We start from the raw sequence: 16994 nt of genomic DNA, 5'->3' as shown, positions 1-16994 counted from the left end.
GCCCGACTTCGGGCAAGACGCAACCTCTTAGCCCCTAACGGGGATCGAGGGAATCGGCCCGCTGCAGCAGGGCCTTTGCCGCCTCCTCGTTGCGCTTTTCCGCCTGCCAGATGCCGGCCAGGCGCCGCAAGGCCGCGGCGGTCTTCTTTTCCGCCCCGGCTGGGAAGGCGCGGATCGCCCTTCTCAGCCGCTCCTCGGCCGCCGCGGTCTGGCCGCCTTCCAGCAGCGACTCGGCGAACTCGCACAGGAACTCCGGGTCACCGGCCGGGCCGTCCTCGCCCGACATCGCCTCCGCCTCGCGGAACAGGCGCGACGCCTGGTCGCGGCTCTCCGGATCGCGGCGGGTCGCCACCGCCAGCTTGACCAGCAGCCCGGCGTCGTCGGGATGGAAAAACACCGCTTTCTCCAGCAGCAAGCGCGCCTCCCGGGAGCGGTCGGCCGCGAGGAACTCATCGGCCAGATCCAAAAACTCCGACGCGCTCCCGCCACGGATCGTCAGCACCTCGGCGGCGTGCGGCAGCGCTTCCGCCACCCGCTCCTGCTTGCGGTAGAGCTTGGCCAGGGTCTGGTGGGCCAGGTCCTTGCGCGGATCGATCTCAAGCACCTCGAGCAGCGCCTTCTCGCCGTCGTCCTGACGGTCGAGCATCAGCAGCATGACCGCCCGCTTGATGCGCAGGTCCAACGACCAGGGGGCGGCGGCCACATGCGCTTCCAGGATCCCGGCTGCCTCCGCCAGGCGCCCGGTGCCGCGGAAATGCATGCTCGCCTCAAGCGCGAGGTCCGGGTCCGCCGGCACTTTCCGGCAAGCCTCGCGGTAGAGAGCGTCCATCCGGGCCAACGCCGCGGGGTCGTCCTTCGGGAACAAGGTCCGCGCCATCCCGGCGGCCGCGACGGCGTCGTCCACGCCCTCGGGATCCGCGGCCAGCGATTCGAACAAGGCGGTCGATTTCTCGCGCTGGCCCAGCGACTCGTAGGTCCGGAACAGGCGTTTCTTCACCGCCAGGCTCCGCGGGAATTCAGCGAGGGAATTCTCGAGGGTCTCCAAGGCCAGCTTCGCCACGAAATCATCCCCGGGAGCACTGTCGCGGAGGAAATCGGCATAGGTGAGATGCGCCCGCAGGTACCGCGGATGCGCCGCGGCGAACTCGCGGTACAGCGTTGATGCTCCCTCCAGGTCCCCCGCCCCCCGCCTCAGTTCCGCGACCCGGTCGGTCAGGAAAAACGCCGTGGGATCCGCCGCCCGCGCCGCTTCGAAAGCCGCCGCCTCGGCTTCGCGGTCACCCCGCTCCCGCGCCAGCACGCCGCGCGCGAAGTCGAGCTGCGGCGATGCCGCGGCAGCCAGCGACAGGGTGATCCAGGGAAGCGCGACAATCCTCATGCGAGGACGGTAGGAAAACCCATTCCCCTGCCGAGGTCAAACGCCCGCCGGTCACGCGTAGCCGAATGCCTCGAGATAGGGAGCCAGGGCTTCCTGGTGGGGTTCCAGGGCGCCGGCGTAGGCCTCCCAGCGACCGACCGCCTTCGCGTACACCGGTTGCGTGACATCATGATAAGTTGGCGCGAAGACCACCTTGCGGCGTGCGGTTTCAAAGAAGCGCATCTGCTCGTCCCGCCATTCCAGGCCGAGGAAGCCGGTCAACCTGCGGCCCTCCGCTTCGGTGTTCTTCACCACATCCTCGTAGCGGCTCTCGATCCAGTCGAACCCGCCCACATCCCGCAAGCGCAGCCAGGCGTCCATCAGGTCCTTGTAGTGCTTCACCGTCCGCTCCATGCCGAGGAAGTTCACGTTGGTGGCGTTCAGCATGATGTTCAGGAAAAAACAACTGATGACCACGTCCCGCGGATCCCTCAGCGCGATGATGACCTTGAGTTCCGGAATGACCCGCAACATCACGTTGAGCGAGGCGGTCGGCGACGGATTCTTGTCCAACAAGACCTTCGCGGACGACGAGCCGGACACCTCGCGCAGGAGGCTTTTCACGTAGCGCCGCCGCATGTCCGCGCGCACTTCGGGGGCAAGCCGGTCCAGCGCCGCGGCGGCGGTCTCCCCCTCGCCGGGAACCAGCGCGGGATCCGAGAGGATCTCCTGGCTGACGGCGACCGACTCGTCGAGCGCGAGGAGCCCGGGATGGGCGTCCAGGATCTGCTCGACCAGCGTCGTGCCGCTGCGCGGGTGTCCGCCGAGGAAGGCGTGCCGGTATTTGCCTTCCCCGACCGCGGCAGCCTCCCGCCACGACCGGATCATGGCCGGGGTCAAGGCATCCAACTGTTCGCGCCGGCTCCCCTGCGTCTCGTCGTAGGCCTTTTCCAACAAGGACGTGTCGGTGATCGTGCGAACCAGCTCCTTGGCCTCTAACAGGCATTTCATCGCCTCCGCGTGCTGTCCCATCCGGTCGAGCACCGCACCTAACAGATGCCGCGCGGAGTACTTCACGTAGGGGTATCGCGGCCCGTCCTTGATCAGGTCCCGCAGCTTGCGCTCCGCTTCCTCGTGGTCGTTGCGCCGGTGCAGCAGGAAGGCTTCGAAGTAGCGGGCCTGGTCATCGTTCGGGAACTTCGCGAGACATTCGCGGATGCACTCCCACGCCTCGTCGAAGCGGCGCTCCTTTTCAAACCAGACCGCCAGGTTGATCCGCGCGTCGACCAGTTCCGGATCGACCTTCATCGCCCGCTCGTAGCAGGCACGGGCATCGTTCAACTGGCGGAGGTTCTGGTACTGCTGGCCGATCATCCCCAGCAGCGAGGCGTTGCTGCCGGCGAACTCCCGGGCCCGGCGGTAGGCCTTGTTCGCCAGCGGGAAATCGAGGGCACCCGCCGCGGCGTTGCCGAGTTCGAACCACAGCGTGGCGAGCTTCGGATAGCGCCGGATCAGCACCTGGTAGCCGTCGAGAGCGAGCGCCGGCTGACCGCCCAGCAACTGCGCCTGCGCCTTCCTCCAGCGCTCCATATCCTTCGGCGAACACGGTGCCGCCCCCCACTTGCCACGCATGCAACCAGCTAACTCCCCGCGACTTGGGAATGCGAGCCGCAAATCCCCGCGTCGCTCGGCCATGCCGTGAAAAACAAAACCCGGCACCGGTCGAACCGGTGCCGGGTTTGGAAGGAACACGCGAGGTGCCGGAGCTCAGGGGCCGGTGACCTCGAGGCGGATGAAGAGGCTGCCCTCCCCGACCGGCGGCGAGTAATCGAGGCTTGCACCGATCGTGACCTCGCCGACCGGAACGGCCGTCCAGTTGATCAGGTCGGGTGAAGTCTTCACCACGAAGTCGGTGCCGTAGGTGCCGGTGTAGCCGGCGCCTTTCGGCCAGCTGACGGTGCCGCCGACCAATCCCGGATTAGCGGTGAATCCCGGGCCGGACTCGCCCATGAAGTACTCGATCCCGTTCTCGACGCCATCGAGGTCATGGTCCTGATCCATCGTTTGTCCCGGGGCGTTCGCCGACGACCAGGCGAGGAACCCGCTCGGTCCGCTGCCCACGGTCACCACGCCGGTGCCGGCGAAGCGGACGTCGTCCTTGAACGTGGCCGACGAGCTGCTCGAACCCCAGGTTCCGGCCGCTTGCTGGACGTTGCCGAAGTAGAGCGTGTCGACGTTCTGGTTGTTGCCGTTGAGATCGAGGAAGGCCCCCGCATTGATCTGCAGCCTCACGTTGGTGCCGATGCAGTCGACGGCACCGCAGATCACGGAACCCGCCAGGATCCTGACATGCTTGGTGTTGGCGGTGGCAGCGGCATTGAGGCGCAGCGATCCGGTCCCGCGCTTGTAGAAGCCGTTGCCCGCGTGATCGACATCCAGGGGGCCGTTGAGGGTGAAGTCGCCCGTCGCGTTGTTGGCGCCGCTGGCGATGTTCACGCTCATGCCGTAGCCGCGGCTGACGAAGCTGATGTTCGAATCGGTCGCCGACCCGGACGCCGCCGCGTTGCACAACAGGCCGGTGGAGTTGATGTCGAAGATGCCGATGCTTGCGACCCCGCTGCCGTACTGGCGGATCGTGGTCGGGGCATCGAGCAACTCGAGCGTGCCGGAGACGTTGTAGGAGGTGCCGCCCTTGAGGTAGAGCCCGGTGGTGGCCGCCGCCCCGTCGCCGTACAGCTTGAGGTTGGTGTTGGCGTAGCCGCCGCCCGTCGTGTAGCCGAGACGAAGGGTGGCGCCGCTTTCCACCACGTAGGGTGCGTCACCGGTCTTCGACTGCACTTCCAAGGTCCCTTCCACGACCGAGATCGGCGTGGTCAGGGCCAGGCCGCCGGTCACCGTGAGGGTTTCGGGGCCGGACTTGGTCAGCGTGCCGGTGCCGGTCACACTCCGGTTGAAGCTCATCGGGCCCGAGGTCGTGTTGATCTCCAGCACGGCGTTGTCCACGATTCCCCCGCTGAGGAGGCTGGCGTCGGTATCGAGCAGCTCCAGGGTGCCACCGTTGATGATGGTCGCACCGCTGTAGGAGTTGTTGTTGGAGACCGTCAGTGTCCCCGCGCCGTTCTTGGTCAGGGTCGTGGTGCCGGCGATCGCGCCGCTGCCGCTGAGGGTATAATCCGTGGTCTCGTTCGCGAAGACCACGGCCGTCGGATTGACGGTCGTGTTGAGGGTAACGGCGGTGGTGGCCGCGGTGTCGTCGAAGGTCACGATGTCGCCCTGCTGATAGTTGCTCGGGCTCCAGTTGCTGGTGGCATTGATGTCCCAGACACCGTTGGTGGCCCCGGTCCACAGGACCTGGGGGATCGTCACCGCGGTGACATCCAGGTAAATCAACCCGCTGACATCCGTGTCGTCGACGATCGTTCCGGTAATGCCGCTCGGCAGGGGCGCGAAGGTGATGTCGTTCGCCCCGTCGCTGGTGCCGCACTTGATCAGCGGATACTGGCCGACGCTCGGCGCGACGCTTTCGACCACGATGGTGACCGGGCTGTCGAGGTAGAGGAACGAAGTATCGATCAAGGCGGTCGTGGTGCTGTTGACGCCGCTGAAGGTCAGGGTGTTCATCCCCGACGGGTTCAGGTAGTCGGTGCCGACGGCGAAGGAACCGGTGGTCTTGATCGTCGACGTCTCGCCCGCGGATTCAACCTTGAGGGAGGTGTCGTCGTTCATCTGGAACGCCCCGGAACTGGTGATGTTCCCGGTGACCACCAGCGTGCCCTCGTTGAGGGTCGTCTTCATGTTGGAGCAGACACCGGCCAGGGTGGTGGTGCCGGACCCCGAAAACGACAGTGTCCGGTTGTTGCCGGTGATCGGAACATTGATGCTCAGGTTGCCGCTGTTGGTGATGGGCAGGATGTCGGAGGGGTTGCTCTCGCGGATGATCAGGGTGCCGTCGGAGATGCTGGAGTCACCGCTGCTGTTGATCTGGGAGCCGCCGCCGAAGGACCAGTTGGTCCCGGCCACGCCGCTCAAGGCACCGTCGACGAGGGTGGTGTCCATCGCCCACACCGCGTTGCCCGTGGTGTTGCAGTGATAGGTGCCGCCCAGGACGTTCAGCGTGTAGCACTGGGTTTGGTAGCCGATGACCCCGGTCGCCAGGGCGTTCACGGTGGCGCCGCTGTTGATGGTCAGGCTGGTGCCGCCCATACCCTTGTTGAGATCGGCGATGCCCTCGTTGATCACGACGGCACCGGTGAGGCCGGTGTTGTTCGCCGTGGCCAGGGTCAGGCGGCCGCTGCCTTCCTTGGTGTAGCCATTGCTGCCGCTGATGGTGGAAGTGATCGTGGCATCGGCATTGGCGGTGAGGACCGGTGAGGAAGCCCCGCCGAACAAGGTCAGCGTGCCACCTTCAATCGTGTAGGTGCCGCTGCCAGCCGCGTCGAAGGTCAGCCCTCCGGCGGTGATCGGTCCGGACTGGGTGATCGTTCCCGCCGCTCCCGATCCCGCGCCGAACACGGCGATGTCGGACGAGCTGAATGCCACGTTGCCCGAACCGTCCCACCAGTTGGTGGCGGTGGTGTCCCAGGTCCCGGCGCCATCCTGTGGCCCCGCGGCTCCCGTGTTGGCGTCCCAGGTCAGGGTTGCCGGGGTGAGGACGTTCACGGTGAGGGTCTGGCCGGTGGCGGTGAAGCCGGGGAAGCTGGTGCTGGTCGCGACCAATTCGTAGGTGCCGGCATCCGCGGGCGTCGCCGCGGCCACGGTGAGGTCGGTGCCGGTCTCGCCGGGGATGTCCACGCCGTTGTGTTTCCACTGGTAGCTGATGGTTCCCAGGCCGACGGCACCGCCGTGCAGCGTGAAGGGGCTTCCGGCGAAGATCGAACTCGTGCTCGGGTAGCTGGCCGAAACCACCGGTTGGTCGGTGATGATGATGCCGGCGATCACCGACCGCTTGCCCGACGTTTGCAGCTGTGGGTTGATGTCGATCGAGTCGCTGGTGAAGGTGCTGCTGGGCGCACTCAGGCCGACCGTGCCGTCGCCCGAATAGTAACCGTCGCTCGCCGGTCCATCCACGAAGTAGGTGGTGTAGGACTTGGTGGAGGTCGTCACGCCGTCGGTGAAGTCGACGTCATCGAACTCCATGACCCCGCGGTTGGCCGCGATCGTCTGGACCACGTAGCCACTTGGGAACTTGGCCGCCAATCCGGAGATGGTGACCGAAGGCGCATCGCCGTCGGTGCCGCCCGCCCCGTAGCCGCTGGTGATGATCGACCAGGTCACCTCGTCGTTGCCGGGTGCCACGGTCTGCGGCACGAATCCGGAAACCTGCTCCCCGATCGCCGTCTCCCAGGCATTCGGCGCGTAGATATCGGCGCTCAAGCCGCCGCCAAACGGCAGGGAGGTGAGCGCGATGGGAATGCCATAGCCGCCGTAACCGCAGGAAAGCGGATCGGTGTCCGACCAGTCGCTGAGGGCCACCCCGAACGCGTCGGCGGTCACCGGGAAGCCGGTCGTTTGATAGCCCGCGCCGACCTCGGGGACTCCGCCCGTGTGGTAGTAGAACGACTGGAAATTCAAGCCCACCGTGGATCCGGCCTGGGCCGCGCCAAGCATCAGCGCCGCCGCGGGAACGGCCAACATGTTCTGTCTTATCGTCGAATCGTTTGGTTTGTTCATACTCTCTTCATTGGGTGGCTGCTAACCGTGGGGTTTTTCATCGGGAGGATTCACGGCTCGGGAACGACCGGTCGGATCATGACGCGGCGGCCCCTCGCCCCGGGACGACTGGCAAATGGCTCGATTCCGGCCACCGGACGGCGGCTGGAGCCGCTCGATCGGCCGTGGCCATCGAGTCGAGCATCTTGCAAAATCGTCACAAAATTGGTCATAAAGACGCTTTTAATGACGATCCCCTAATCAAGCCCGAGGGTCGTCGTCGATCTTTTTCGGCAATTCGGCTCATTTTTATGCATAAAAAATGCCAAAGAATGGCATTTTTACCGAAATACTGCCCCTGGATCAGACTCTGCCAGAGTCCCCCGGAATTTCGCAACTGACTGAGCAAGAGTCATCGCGATGGATCGAAGACCGATTCACCTCTCTCCGATCACTCGTCAGGGCCCAAGAATCGTTCCCAGCTTGTTGCCGGCAGCCGTCGCCGGAGCATCCGGCAAATCGGCGATTAGGGTGGCGCCCCGGCAATACAACATCGCCGGACCCCCTGGCCCCTGGGGCAAGGAACACGGCGAGCCCCGGGCGCGCGCATCGGGGAAACGACCCGATGCGCCCGATCCTCCTTTCTCAAACGGCGACCGCTCCTCCGCGCCACGGCGGACCCGCGATCCCCGTCACCCCTCAAAACTTCCAGTCGCCCTTGTCGAGGTCGCAGACACAGGCGACGAGCAGGTCGATGGCCGCCTGCAGGTCCTTCTTGTTCACCGTCTCGATCGTCTGGTGGATGTGGCGGGTCGGCACCGAGACCGCGCCGGCGATCGAACCGCCCGGCACCATCCGCTGCAGGCCCGCGGTGTCGGTCCCGCCGGCGGCGAGGATCTCCGGCTGCCACTTGATCTTGTGGGCGTCAGCGACCTTCTTCATGTAGGCGACCATGCGGTAATCGCAGATCACCGAGCTATCCATGATCTTGATCCCCGCGCCTTCGCCGAGGCTGGTGCAACGCTCTTGCGGCGTCGAACCGGGCACGTCGTAGGCGATGGTGGTGTCGAGGCCGAAACCGAAGTCCGGCTTGATCTCCATCGCCGACACGTTTGCCCCGCGCAGGCCGACTTCCTCCTGGACCGTGAACACGGCGTAAAAGTCGTAGGCCGGCTTCTTGCGTGATTTCTTCAAGGTGCGCAGCGCCTCGATCAGCAGGAAAACGCACACGCGGTTGTCGAGCGACTTCACGTTCACGCAGTCGCCGAGTTCCAGCAACGGGCTCCAGCGGGTGACCGGGTTGCCGACTTCCACCAGCTTCGACACCTCGCTCTTCGACATGCCGGTGTCGATGAAGTAGTCGGTGATCTTCGCCGGCTTGTTGCGCTCTTCCGGCTGCATGATGTGGGTCGGCTTGCTGCCCATCACGCCCAGCACGTCCTTCTTGCCGTGGATGATCACGCGCTGGGATGTCAGCGTCTTCGGGTCGAAGCCGCCGACCGGGTTGAAGCGGACGAAGCCGCGGTCGTCGACGTGGGTGACGATGAAGCCGATCTCGTCCATGTGGGCCGCGGCCATCGAACGCTTCTTGCTCGAGCGGCCCTTCTTCAACGCGATCACGTTGCCCATGTTGTCGACCCGGACCTCGTCGGCGAGGCCCTCGATTTCCTTGAGGACCAGCTCGCGGATGAGCTTCTCGAATCCCGGCGCGCCGGGGGCTTCACAAACACGGGAGAGAAGTTCGACGTTGATCGACATGTAGCGGACGCTACGGGGCCGGCATTGGCGGTGGGAATCAGAAAACCACCGGATTAACGGGATTTTTCACCCGCCGGGGAGGACAGCAGCGAGGCGAACACGGAGCGCAAGTCGAGCGGATCGCCGGTTTCCTGCTGAATCTCCAGCAATTCCTCGAAAAGCTCCGCCGCGAGCGCGTCGCCGCCGGGAGTGCCCGCGAGGTCGGTCTTCTCGTCCGGATCCGCGGCCAGATCGAAGACCCGCGCCACCTTCACCGCCGGATAGAGGATCAGCTTCTTGCCATCGCATTCGATCATCCGCTGCAAGTCCCGGTAGGCCCCGGTGACCGCCTCCCGCGGCTTGCCCTTGCCTTCCCAGTGCGGCCGCAGGTCGCGGAAATCGACATCGTCCGCCACTTCCGCCCCCGCCAGCTTGAGAACCGTCGGCATGGCATCCTGGAGATAGACCGGCGCCTCGACCTTGAGGCCCGACGGAACTCCGGGCCCGGCGACGATGAAGGGCACGCGCACGCTGGCGTCGTAGAGGTTCTGTTTCCCCAGCAAGCCGTGCTCACCGCAGGACAAGCCATGGTCGGCGGTGAAGAAGATATAGGTGTTCGCCGCGGCCCCGCTGGCCGCCAGCTCGTCGAGGATGCGCCCGATCTGGGTGTCGAGGTAAGTAACAGCCGCATAGTACTCGCGGCGGTGGGTCTTGACGGCGAAGGGCGTGCGCGGGAACGGCGCGAGGTTTTCGTCGCGCAGGCCCTTGGCGGCGCCCATCGCGGCGCGATGCGGGTACAGAGGCAGGAAGTTCGCGGGCACCTGCACCCGCGACAGGGGGTAGCGGTCGAGATACTCCTGCGGCGACTGCCGCGGGTCATGGGGCGCATTGAAGGCGAGATACATGAACCACGGCCGCTCGTCCTTGCCACCCAGGAAGGTCGAGAAGTCATCCGCCATCACCGCACTCCAGTGCTTTCCGCCGGCCCAATAGCCGCCCTCGGCGGGATCGCTGGCGCTCCACGGGTCGGGCTGCCCTTCGACCGGACGGAAGTAGGCGTTCTTGCCGTCCTTCGGCATGCCGCCCGCCCGGAAGTGGCCGATCTCGCCGAAGACCTTCTTGTGGTCGGCCTGGACGTGCCACTTGCCGGCAAAGCAGGTGCGATACCCGCGCGCGGCAATCTGTTGGGGCCACATCCGCCCCTTCGCGACGTAGTCCTGGTTCAGGCGCGGCTCGGCGTCGCGGGCACGCCACAGCTGCCGGCCCGTCATCAGCATCGTCCGGCTCGCCACGCAGATCGCGCCGTGCCAGCCACCGGAGTTGTAGGCATGGGTGAAGGTCGTGCCGCGCGCTGCCAGGCGGTCGAGGTTCGGCGTGTCGATGTCCTCGCTGCCGAGGGACCGGACCGTCTTCCAGCTCATGTCATCGGCGAACAGGAAGAGGATGTTCGGCTTGGATTCCTCCGCCCGGGCGCAGGCGAGGAAGGACATCAGGACAAGGACCGTTCGCAGCATCATGGCTCCTCCTTACCGGCTGACCGCGGGCGGTCGATCATTTCTCCCCAAGAATCCGCGGCGCCGGCGAGTTCATGCCTGTGAACGGGATCGCGACGGCGGAAACGCGCGGCCCCGGGAAGTTTCCGCGAATCGGGAAGGCCACCGGCCTTCGCAACGCCCGCGGCCTCGTGCCGGCGGGTCCATGTCTCCTCGTCAACCCATTCGCACCATGAGCCTCCATGCCTCGCTCGACCCCGTCGCGCAACGCGCCCTCGCCGTCCAACGCCGCCGCTCCACCACCACCAGCATTGTCGCCGCCATTCTCGGCGTGGTGTTGATCGGCCTCTGTTTCGCCCTCATCGCCTTGAAGACGGTGCTGGTCGAACCCGTTGGTTTCACCGTCAGACCAGCGCCGGAAACGATCATCGACCCACCGGATCGACCGACCGTTCCCCTCACCCGCAACCCGACCGCCCCCCGCCAATCGGCGGCAATTCTGCCAGTCGCCATGACCCGGTCTCCGCTTTCGCTGCCGGAAATCGACACCCCGGCCGAGGACCCCGGATTCCCGGCGGGCGACGGCGACGACTTTGCCGAAGGCTGGGCCGGAAGCGGCGGCGACGGCAATTTCACCCCCATCGACGGGTCGCTGCGCAAACGCTGCTCGGCCGAGGACCGGCTCGCCCAGCTCGCAGCCGGCGGCGGCACCCCCGCGATCGAGGACCACGTCGTGCGGGCCCTGCGCTACCTCAAGCAGACCCAGGCCGCCGATGGAGCCTGGGGAAACAAGCACCGCGCCGCAATGGCCGGCTTCTCGCTGCTCGCCTACCTCGGCCATTGCGAGACGCCGCTGTCGGAGGAGTTCGGCGACTCCTGCCTGCGCGCCATGGTGTTCCTCATCGATCGGGCGGCACGCCAGGACGGTCGCTTCCCCGAACACACCGGGCGGGAGTGGCCCTACGAGCAGGCGATCGCCACCTACGCCCTCGCCGAGGCCCGCACCTTCTGCCAGGCGATGGGACTGGAGATCCCCGGTCTCGACGAAACCGTCCGGACCGCCGGCCAGATGATCATCGACCGCCAGCACCGCTCCGGGGGCTGGGACTATGGCTACGAAATCGATAGTAGCCGCGGCGGCGACCTGTCGATCACCGCCTGGCACATCCAGGCCCTGAAAGCCTGCAAGCTGAGCGGGATCGGTTTCGACCGGCTCGACCGCGCCCTCAGGCGTTCGCTCGATTATGTCGAGCACCGCCAGGCGGCGGACGGCAGCTTCGGTTACTCCGGGACCACCCCGGCCGGCGGGCTCGAGCGGCCCAGCCTCACCGGCGCCGGCATGCTGTGCCTGCAGATGGGCGGACGTGCCGGCTCCGCCCCGGTCCGGCGCGGCGCGCGCCAGGCCCTCGACCATTCGCCGTTCCGCTGGGACAGCCCGGACTGCGATCTCTACGCCCACTACTACCTCGTCCAGGCGATGTTCCAGCGCGGCGGCGCGGACTGGTCCGCCTACCAGCCGCGCATCCGCGACAGTCTCACCGCGCGGCAAGGACCCGACGGGTCGTGGCCGCGGCCCGGCGACGGCGGCAAGATCCACGCGGCCGGGGCGATGTTTGCCGAGGATTCGCCGAGCGGACGGCACTATCGCACCGCCTTGGCGACCCTGATGCTGGAGGTGTATTACAGATATTTACCCGCCACCCGTTGATCACCAATGACCTGATATTTCGCACCGCCGCGCAGCTTGCGCTTGGCCTGATGGCGGAGGGTGGATATGGCCAGAGGCATGCGAAACCTCCCCTTTCGTCTCGACGGCCGCGTCGCCTGGGTCACCGGATCCAGCCGTGGCATCGGGCGTGCCATTTCCGAGCAACTCGCCGCGGCCGGTGCGCGCACCGCGGTGAACAGCTTCCTCAACCCGGACCTGGGCAAGGAAGTCGTGGCCGGGATCGAGGCCGCCGGAGGCGAGGCGATGCTGCTCACCGGCAGCGCGATGGACGAAGGGGAAGTCGACCGGATGGCCGGTGAGATCGAGTCCCGCTTCGGACCCATCGACATCGTCATCGCCAACGCCACGCCCCCGCAACCGATGAACAAGGTCGAGGACTACAGCTGGGAAGACCACCAGGCGATGATCGAGGCCTTCGTCAAAAGCCCCTACCTGCTCGCGAAGCGGCTCTTGCCCTCGATGAAGGAACGCCGCCACGGCCGCATCATCAACATCACCAGCGAGGTCTTCCTCACCGGTGCCCCGGACTTCAGCGCCTACGTCGCGGCCAAGGGCGGCCAGATCGGCTGGAGTCGCTCGATGGCCAACGAACTCGCGCCGTACGGGATCACCGTGAACACCGTCGCCCCCGGCTGGATCCCGGTCGAGCGCCACGACGATGTCTGCGACCGCGCCAAGTCCCGCTACCTCGCGACCATCCCCTTGGGCCGCTGGGGCAAGCCGGCCGACGTGGCCCACGCGGTCGCCTATTTCTGTTCCGAGGAGGCCTCCTTCGTCACCGGCCAGACCCTCGTCGTGAACGGCGGCCGCACGCTTTCGTGAGGTGGCGGACGGAGGAAATCCCCCATCCGCGGAAGATGCAGGATTTTCCCTTGCAAAAGCCACCCGCCCTCCTTACTTCTCCGCCCCCGCCGACAAAAAAGGGTAGGTGGCCGAGTGGTTAAAGGCGGCAGACTGTAAATCTGCTCTCATTGAGTACGCTGGTTCGAATCCAGCCCTGCCCACCATCCTCTTCACGAGGATGCGACGACAAGAAACGCGATCCCCCTCGGGGGATCGCTTCTTTTTTGCCCCGGCGGCCCGATCTTCCGCGCCGGAGTTGAATTGAAGCTGGCGCCCGGCCCATGGACCGGAAAGGTTCGGCACAACGTATGTTGGAGTCATTCAAGAAGTTCATGGGTCTTGGCAGCCATCCCTCGAATCCCGAGGGGCTCCCGGAACCGACGTTGAAGCTGCTGCGCGAGGAGTTCCAACCACTCGACAAACTGCAAGCGGGTCTGGCCGGCCGGGTTCTAGGCCATGTGGTCGACGGCACCGGCGACGACGTGCTACTAGCCCTCAGGGGCTTGCCGGACGCGGGAGGACTACTCCGCATGTGCACCGTTTCATCGACCACCCACTCCAGCCGCCAGAACAAGCCGCCGCGCTGTCGGCTCACGGAGGAGCCGGGGAAAACAAGCGCCGCCGTGCTCCTGCGGCTCGGCCAGATCTACCGGGCGATGTTCGAGGCCGCACCGTCGCCATCGTTCACCTCGGAACACCTGCCGGCCGAGTTGCGCTGGCTCGAGGTTCTCTTGTGCGAACTCTCCTGCTACTGCCCCTATCATTGGTACTACTATGGCGGTGAAAAGAAGCCCTATGGCCACATCTCCGATTTCCGGGCGATGTTGCGATCTGGCGGTCACGCCGATGACGCCTTGGCGCGGCATTGCCTGTATCAGCCGAATCCACGGTCCACTTCCTGGAAGAGTCGCGACGACCTGCGGGGGATCGAGGGACTCGGCGACTACCTGGCGGAGTATCCGGAGTTGATCCTGGAAAGCCTCGGCGACGGGAATGCCGCCCAACGGGAATCGCGCCTCGAACTCCTGCAAGGAGTCGGCCTGCCCCTGAACCCGGACCTGCTCCGCGGGGTGGCGGGCCTCGCCGTCGGTCCGGCGAAGCGCTTGCGCGAACAGGCGCAGGCGTGGCTTCACTCGGTCGCCGTCGATCAAGCCCCCGTGAGAGAAGAGTTCCGCCGGCGGGTCACCGACGGAAGCCCGGCCGAACGCAAGCTGGCCGCCGCCTTGGTGCTGCAGGACGAAGGCACCGAGGTCATCGGGTTCCTGCGTGATTGCCAGGAGAAGGAAACCGTCAAGTCGGTGGCAGCAGTGCTCGAGAAGCTCGTCAGTACCGGGGCCGCCGTGAACGCCGCGGAGGCCACCGCCAGCGATGTCCCGGCAATCCCTCCGGCGAAAGCTTTCGAGCGCTCCGTGAAAGTAACCGCGGAGATCAAACGCGACCTCCTCGCCACCATGGACCGGCTGAACGCCGATGCCATCCGCCGCCATGCCGAGCAGTGGGACCGCACCGACCCAAAATGGCGGAAGGGCAAACGGGACCTGCCGCCACCGGTCGATACCAAGCAACTCGACCGGTGGGTCGAGATGCTGGCGGGCGAACGGGAGATCGGTGGAGCCAAGATCTTCACCGGGCACTTGAACTGGCAAATCCTGCCCTCGCTGGAAAAGGAGGTGGCCGGATTCTTCGAACGGACCCGGCTCCCGCTCGTCGCCCGGATCCGCCTGATGAGGCTGTTCGGCATCACGACCGATCCCAGACGATCGGGTGCGGATGGCTGGAACTGGACCACCTTCGACATGGCGGTGGCGTTCCTCTCGGCCGGGATTCGGGAGGATGGCTGCGCGGGGCTGCGTGACCTGGCGGCGGCCTTCGAGGCGGCCGGGGTGGACCCGGGACTGGTGGGCACGCTTTACACGGAGGCCCGTTGGGGCAAGCCGTGGAACTGCCTCGATCTCGGGGCCGACCAGATCTGGCCCTACTTCGCCGACCGCCTCGGCGCCCTTGAGGCCGGACTCGGGTTGCGGCCGCTGGAGATGATTTCCGACTACCTGAGGCCGGAATACGCGAAGCACGCCTACCAGATCCTCGCGACCTTCCCGGTGCCGCCCGTGTCCCTGCTCCCCGCGCTCTGGGAGCGTGCGCTGGAGGGCAAGAAGGTCGAACTGAAGATGGCCCAGGAATGCCTGACAGGCTCCCCGGGCAGGGACAGCCGGATCATCGAGGCACTGCAGGACGGGAAAAAGTCGGTCCGCACCGTCGCCGCGGAATGGTTGGGCGAACTGCGGGTCGCCGACGCCGAGACCCCGCTGCTCAAGGCCATTGCCAAGGAGAAGGCGGACGAACCGAAGGCGGCGATGATGGAGACACTCGAGAAACTCGGCGTTGACATCGAGCGCTTCCTCAACCGCAAGCAACTGCAGGCCGAGGCGGAGAAGGCCCTCGCCAAAGGCATCCCGAAAGGCCTGGAGTGGTTCCCCTTCGACCGCTTGCCGGAGATCCGCTGGGAAAAGAACCGCCAACGCGTCCCGGACGCCGTCCTCCGCTTCCTGATCCTCCAGGCTTTCAAACTGAAGAATCCCGAGCCCGGGCCGCTGCTCCGCCGCTACGCCGGCCTGATGGAACCGCAGGGACGCAAGGCCCTCGGCGACATGATGCTGCAGGCGTGGCTCGCGGAGGACACCCGGCCGGCGCATACGCCCGACGAGGCGGCCGCGCTGGCCGACCGCGACACCGCCCAGATGAAGTCCTACGCGGCTTCCCACCCGCAGTGGTACAGCGGCTGGAACGAGGCCAGCCACCGCGCCGCGGTCTATCGCCACTACCTCGAGGAATGCATGGCGTCGGCGAACCCGAGCAAGGGGGTGCTCGCGGTGGCGGGCGCCTGTTGCGACGCCGGGGCGGTGGCGCCGGTCGCAGCGTATTTGAAGAAATACTACGGTCGCCGTATGGCCCAGGGCAAGGCGCTGCTGCGAATGCTCGGCTGGATCGACAAGCCGCTCGCGATCCAGCTGATCCTGTCCATTTCCACCCGTTTCCGTACCAAGGGCATCCAGAACGAGGCCGGATTGATCGCCGACGAGATCGCGAGCCGCAAGAACTGGACCCGGGACGAAATGGCCGACCGGACGATCCCCTCCGGCGGCTTCGAGGAAGACGGCACCCAGGTCATCGACTACGGCTCGCGTCAGTTCACCGCCCGGCTGCTCGACGACTTCTCGATCGAGCTGCGCAACGGCGAAGGCCGGGTGATCAAGGCCTTGCCGGACGCCACCAAGGCGGAGGACGCCGACGAGGTGAAGCTGCTCAAGAAGGGCTTCAGTTCGGCGAAGAAAGAAATCAAGGAGGCGCTCAAGATGCAGAAGGAGCGACTCTACGAGGCGATGTGTACCGGACGGGAGTGGCGCTTCGAGGACTGGGACATGTTCCTCAACCGCCACCCGGTGGTCGGCCGCTACTGCCAGCGGCTGGTGTGGAGCGCCGCCCGGAATGGCGAACCGCTCGGCCAGTTCCGGCCGATGCCGGACCGGACCCTGACCGATGCCGACGACGAAGCGGTTGCACTGGAGCCCGACGACCTGGTGATGCTGGCGCATCGCGCGAGGATGGAAGAACCCGCGGTCGCCGCCTGGCGGACGCACCTCGAGGACTACGAGGTGCCGCTGTTGTTCCCGCAACTGGACGTCGAGCTGTTGGAGCTCGGCGGGGATGCCCGCAAGCGCGACGAGATCCTCGATTTCGAAGGCCACCTGATCACCACCTTCCGCCTGCGGGCGAAGGCCGGGAAACGGGGCTACACCCGCGGCCAGGCGGAGGACGGCGGCTGGTTCTACACCTACCACAAGCGCTTCCCGGGATTGGGTATCGAGGCGGTCATCGAGTTCACCGGCAACGGCTTGCCGGAGGAAGACCGCACCGTCGCACTGACCAAGCTGGCGTTCACCCGGCTGCCCCAGGACGACGCCGCGAACTCGGCGTGGAACCTGCGGCCGTTGCGCCTGGGCGAGCTGCCGCAGGTGCTGGTCAGCGAATGCTGGAACGACCTGCAGGCCATCGCCGCCGACGGCACCGGATTCGATGCCGACTGGCGCAAGAAAAGCGAGTTTTGAAATCATGAACACCGACCAGTCGATCCGGCCACCCGCGGAAGTGGTCTTTGCGGAAGAACTCGCGGCCCTGGCCACCCATG

The 16994-nt window shown here is 66.1% G+C and carries 8 protein-coding genes and 1 tRNA gene; 4 read left to right on the top strand and 5 right to left on the bottom strand.

The genetic code is table 11. The features are described from left to right. Positions 1–34: 34 nt before the first annotated feature. From IG178_RS08365 to IG178_RS08345, 5 genes are all read right to left on the bottom strand, one after another. Positions 35–1378 carry a tetratricopeptide repeat protein gene (locus tag IG178_RS08365; protein WP_193212085.1) on the bottom strand — a complete coding sequence of 448 codons (1344 nt, stop codon included), beginning with the start codon at positions 1376–1378 and terminating at the stop codon, positions 35–37. Between the two features lie 51 nt (positions 1379–1429). Beyond that, positions 1430–2947, bottom strand: coding sequence for a tetratricopeptide repeat-containing sulfotransferase family protein (locus IG178_RS08360; protein ID WP_193212084.1), 1518 nt, complete (start codon positions 2945–2947; stop codon positions 1430–1432). A 177-nt stretch (positions 2948–3124) separates the two neighbouring features. Further along, positions 3125–6991: a beta strand repeat-containing protein gene (locus IG178_RS08355; protein ID WP_193212083.1), complete on the bottom strand. Its 3867-nt coding sequence runs from the start codon at positions 6989–6991 to the stop codon at positions 3125–3127. Between the two features lie 714 nt (positions 6992–7705). Beyond that, the gene (locus IG178_RS08350; protein ID WP_193212082.1) at positions 7706–8764 is read right to left on the bottom strand and encodes a M42 family metallopeptidase; all 1059 of its coding nucleotides are present in this window, start codon (positions 8762–8764) and stop codon (positions 7706–7708) included. 53 nt (positions 8765–8817) lie between these two features. After that, on the bottom strand, positions 8818–10260 hold the full coding sequence (locus tag IG178_RS08345; protein ID WP_226895167.1) for a sulfatase family protein: 1443 nt from the start codon (positions 10258–10260) through the stop codon (positions 8818–8820). A 208-nt stretch (positions 10261–10468) separates the two neighbouring features. On the opposite strand from IG178_RS08345, the gene IG178_RS08340 reads away from it, so the two are divergent. The 4 genes from IG178_RS08340 (at position 10469) to IG178_RS08325 (ending at position 16914) form a co-directional block, all read left to right on the top strand. Beyond that, complete coding sequence (locus IG178_RS08340) at positions 10469–11944, top strand: prenyltransferase/squalene oxidase repeat-containing protein (RefSeq protein ID WP_193212081.1); 1476 nt, start codon at positions 10469–10471, stop codon at positions 11942–11944. A 78-nt stretch (positions 11945–12022) separates the two neighbouring features. Further along, the gene (locus IG178_RS08335; protein ID WP_193212080.1) at positions 12023–12787 is read left to right on the top strand and encodes an SDR family NAD(P)-dependent oxidoreductase; all 765 of its coding nucleotides are present in this window, start codon (positions 12023–12025) and stop codon (positions 12785–12787) included. A gap of 100 nt (positions 12788–12887) precedes the next feature. After that, a tRNA-Tyr gene (locus IG178_RS08330) sits at positions 12888–12972 on the top strand. A 144-nt stretch (positions 12973–13116) separates the two neighbouring features. After that, positions 13117–16914, top strand: a complete 3798-nt coding sequence (locus IG178_RS08325) for a DUF4132 domain-containing protein (RefSeq protein WP_193212079.1) — start codon at positions 13117–13119, stop codon at positions 16912–16914. The last annotated feature ends 80 nt before the right edge of the window (positions 16915–16994 follow it).

Source organism: Neoluteolibacter marinus (genome assembly GCF_014904755.1).
Taxonomy (GTDB): domain Bacteria; phylum Verrucomicrobiota; class Verrucomicrobiia; order Verrucomicrobiales; family Akkermansiaceae; genus Haloferula; species Haloferula marina.
This window is presented reverse-complemented; position numbering and strand designations above follow the sequence as displayed.

What these genes read in the sequence shown, in the direction of transcription:
- IG178_RS08365 (WP_193212085.1), bottom strand. Translation starts at nt 1,378, where the DNA reads ATGAGGATTGTCGCGCTTCCCTGGATCACCCTGTCGCTGGCTGCCGCG.
- IG178_RS08340 (WP_193212081.1), top strand. Translation starts at nt 10,469, where the DNA reads ATGAGCCTCCATGCCTCGCTCGACCCCGTCGCGCAACGCGCCCTCGCC.
- IG178_RS08325 (WP_193212079.1), top strand. Translation starts at nt 13,117, where the DNA reads ATGTTGGAGTCATTCAAGAAGTTCATGGGTCTTGGCAGCCATCCCTCG.
- IG178_RS08350 (WP_193212082.1), bottom strand. Translation starts at nt 8,764, where the DNA reads ATGTCGATCAACGTCGAACTTCTCTCCCGTGTTTGTGAAGCCCCCGGC.
- IG178_RS08335 (WP_193212080.1), top strand. Translation starts at nt 12,023, where the DNA reads ATGCGAAACCTCCCCTTTCGTCTCGACGGCCGCGTCGCCTGGGTCACC.
- IG178_RS08355 (WP_193212083.1), bottom strand. Translation starts at nt 6,991, where the DNA reads ATGTTGGCCGTTCCCGCGGCGGCGCTGATGCTTGGCGCGGCCCAGGCC.
- IG178_RS08360 (WP_193212084.1), bottom strand. Translation starts at nt 2,947, where the DNA reads ATGGAGCGCTGGAGGAAGGCGCAGGCGCAGTTGCTGGGCGGTCAGCCG.
- IG178_RS08345 (WP_226895167.1), bottom strand. Translation starts at nt 10,260, where the DNA reads ATGATGCTGCGAACGGTCCTTGTCCTGATGTCCTTCCTCGCCTGCGCC.